This window comes from uncultured Campylobacter sp. (assembly GCF_937997595.1).
Classification (GTDB): Bacteria; Campylobacterota; Campylobacteria; order Campylobacterales; family Campylobacteraceae; genus Campylobacter_B.
On record NZ_CALKTS010000337.1, the window covers coordinates 1 to 3,492 of the forward strand.

At 41.7% G+C, this 3,492-nt stretch carries 5 protein-coding genes; all 5 read left to right on the forward strand.

The window, feature by feature from the left end; translation table 11 throughout:
- Positions 1–379 (forward strand): TonB C-terminal domain-containing protein (locus tag Q0614_RS11420; protein WP_298788816.1); only part of this gene is annotated, 379 nt, incomplete at its 5' end.
- An 18-nt stretch (positions 380–397) separates the two neighbouring features.
- Entirely contained in the window at positions 398–811 is a 414-nt protein-coding gene (locus tag Q0614_RS11425) for a hypothetical protein (protein ID WP_297962711.1), read from the forward strand.
- Positions 808–2,055 (forward strand): Tol-Pal system protein TolB, encoded by a 1,248-nt coding sequence (gene tolB, locus Q0614_RS11430; RefSeq protein WP_298788818.1) that lies wholly within the window; start codon positions 808–810, stop codon positions 2,053–2,055. The genes Q0614_RS11425 and tolB overlap by 4 nt, the downstream gene beginning before the upstream one ends.
- 55 nt (positions 2,056–2,110) lie before the next feature.
- On the forward strand, positions 2,111–2,584 hold the full coding sequence (locus tag Q0614_RS11435) for an OmpA family protein (RefSeq protein WP_291938293.1): 474 nt from the start codon (positions 2,111–2,113) through the stop codon (positions 2,582–2,584).
- Positions 2,544–3,404, forward strand: a complete 861-nt coding sequence (locus Q0614_RS11440) for a tetratricopeptide repeat protein (RefSeq protein ID WP_298788820.1) — start codon at positions 2,544–2,546, stop codon at positions 3,402–3,404. The genes Q0614_RS11435 and Q0614_RS11440 overlap by 41 nt, the downstream gene beginning before the upstream one ends.
- Positions 3,405–3,492: the final 88 nt, after the last annotated feature.

Genomic DNA, 3,492 nt, shown 5'->3' on the forward strand with positions numbered 1-3,492 from the left:
CGATAAAGAAACCGCCACCTCTAGTGCTAAGGATAAAGCGGCATCTAAAAATGCTGTCGTCAAATCCGATAAGCTTGGCGGCAGGACGCAAAGGACGGGCGAGTATAACGCTTATTACGGCGCTATCGAGAAGAAGCTTCAAGTTCTATGGAGCAGATATGTGGCAACCGCGAAGGACGACGCAAGGATTAAGATAGTCTTTAGCGCAGATGGGCGAGTAGCGGATTATACTATTATAGAGCTGGGGCGAGAGACGGAATTTAACCAGAAGTTGCGAGATTTTTTGGATAATCTATCGACTCAGAGTTTCCCGAAATCTCCCGACGGAGCGTCGCACGAGATTGATACTAGGATGTCCGACGTAATGAAGACAAATTAGAATTTGTAAGGGAAAAAAGTGAAGAGACTTTTTTGTATTTTTGCCTTTTGCTGTATGCTTTTTGCAGAAGATGTGGATTCTGCTAAAAATTCTACCTCTTCAAATTTAAACACCGAAATTCAAAATTCCTATAAAATTAAAATTTATTATAATGATGTTAAAAAGCAGCTGGGTTATTTGTGGTGGGCGCAAAAAATGACTCCTGCTGAAGGCAGCGTGCTACTCAACGTAAGCTTAAGTGCTGATGGGAAAGTTATTGATTATAGCACAGATTATTTGGAAGGGGATGAAATATTCCGCAAAAAACTTAAGAACTTTTTGGTGAGGCTTTCGGAACAACGCTTTGTAAAAGCGCCAGACAATAAGCCTCGTAAATTTGCGATTTTTTTAAAATATAATGTTAAATCAGATCAAATTAAGGAGAAAAGATGAAGAAACTACTTTTGATTCTTGCATTTTGTAGTAGCATTTTCGCGGCAGATGCGACTATGTCTATCGTAAACGAAGGGGTAAATCTCCCTAAGATCGTTGTTCAGGATGCATCGAACCTTGCAAATTCAGAATTTGGCAACAAATTCTTTAAACTTATGGTGGGCGATCTAAAGGTCGGCGCGACTTTTGAAGTCAGCGACGAGTATCTACAAAGCAGCTATGATGCGAGCGCTTCCGACAATCTAGGCTCTAGCGGTGCCGCTCTTATCGTGCGTTACGCGGTAAGTGATAAAAGCTCGCCGATGAGCCTAAAAGCCAAAGTGCTCGAAGCAAACAGCGGCAGGGTGATGTACGAGAAGAGCTTTACGCTTTCAAATGCCGAGAAATATCCGTTTTTAGCCCATATGGCGGTATCTGAGATCGTCAAGCAGCTAGGGTACTCAAACGTCGATTGGATGAAGGAGATGATTTTGCTCTCTCGCTACACTTCGACGCGTGAGAGCGAGATCATGGTGGCTGACTATACGCTTACCTACCAGCAGGTGGTGCTTCGCGGCGGATTAAATATCTTCCCTAAATGGGCAAGCGCGGCGCAGAACGAATTTTATTATACCTATTACGTCAATAAAAATACCCCCGCTATCTATAAATTTAATCTATCCAACGGCAGCAAGAGTAAAATTTTTACCGGCCACGGCATGACGATAGCTTCAGATGTAAGCGCCGACGGCAGAAAGCTTCTCATTACAAATGCGCCTAAAGATCAACCCGATATTTATTTATATGATATAGCCTCGGGCAGCGCTAAGCAAATTACAGATTACGCTGGTATTGATGTAAATGGAAATTTTATTGACGGCGATTCGCGCGTAGCTTTTGTGAGCGATCGTCTGGGCTATCCGAACGTATTTACCACTAGCATAAACGGCGGTAACGTTCAGCAGCTCGTCTATCACGGCAAAAATAATAACTCCATCAGCACAAATGGTAATTACGTTACTTACTCTAGTCGCGACGGCGGGGGCGGATTTAATATATATTTAATCTCTACCCAAACCGATATGATTCGCCAGTTAACGGCTAGTGGCAAAAATATGTTTCCTAGATTTTCTAGCGATGGCGGCAGCATTATGTTTATCAAGCAAGACGGCAGCGGAAGCTCGGTAGGTATTATCAGGGTTAACGAGAATAAAAGTTTTCAATTTCCGTTAAGAGTGGGTAAAATTCAATCGGTTGATTGGTAAAATATTAAAAAATCTCGTGATATAATGACTTCAATTTTTTTTGAAAGGATAGAAAATGAAACATTTAGTTTTATCTTCGATAGCAGTTGCTGCTCTATTATTGAGCGGTTGTTCTAAAAAGACCCCAGAGGCCGATACTACAAGCACAAGTAATGCAGATAGACTAGCTGCTTTGGCATCTCAGATCCAAAGTGAAGTTGGTACTGTTTATTTCGACTTTGATAAATTTAATATTAGAGCCGATCAGCAAGGCACAATCAATAATAACGCAGCTTTATTCAACCAAGCAGGCGCAGAGTCTCTAACCGTTAAAGTTGAGGGTAACTGCGATGAGTGGGGTTCTGATGAGTACAACTATGCTCTTGGTCTAAAGAGAGCTACTGCAGCTAAAGACGCATTGGTTGCTCAAGGCGTAAATGAGAGCAGAATTTCCGTAGTAAGCTACGGCGAGAGCAATATGGCTTGCACAGAGCATTCTAAAGAGTGCGATGCTCAAAACAGACGCGACGAATTCAAAGTTGGATTCTAATTTGAAATTTAAAAATTTCACGATGGCGGCTCTTTTGGGAGTCGCCACTTTTTTAAATGCAGAAACTTCCGCATTTGATGCTGGCAATATTGATTCCGGTAGCTCTTACGGGTTAACTGAAAACGAACAAGTATTGCGCGACAATCGCAAGCGTATAAGCGAGATGCAAACTAGTGTAGATAATACACGCGATAGTGTCGAAGGTTTGCGAAGCGTCCTTGAAGGAACAAATTCTAAAATTTCGAACCTGGAAAATAGGGTGGCAGATCTAGAAATTCGCGCTACTGGCAAAAGCCAAGGTAACAGCGAGCTAGATCAGATGAAACGAGATATCGCAACTATAAAAGCCCAAATTGCTGAAATTAATAAAAAATTAGGTAGCGGCAGCAGCGTAAAAAAAAACGCTGAATTAGACGCAGGCACTGCTTCAGCTCCTGCTAGTACAAAATCAGACTCCGATTTTAAATCAAAAGATCAGGCTTCGGTGTTGAAAGAGGCCGACACTTTATATGCCAAAAAAGACTATTCCGGCGCAAAAGAGCGCTACAATTATTTAGTATCTAAAAATTACAAGCCCGCTAAGGCAAACTATATGCTGGGCGAAATTTCATATTTTTCCGGCTCATACGCAGAAGCGATAAACTATTACAAAAAGAGCATCTCGCACAACGAGAGCCAAGACTACACCCCAAAACTTCTTTATCACACCGCGATCAGCTTCGATAAGATCGGCGATAAAGACAGCGCAGATAAATTCTACAAAGCGCTAAAGGCTTCATATCCGGACTCCAAAGAAGCCAAAGCCGCGCCCACTAGATAACTTAAATTTAAATACAAACTCAAAATAAAATTCTAAACAGGAGAAAACTATGGCTAACAACCGAGTTATAAAGATGCATTATGAGCTA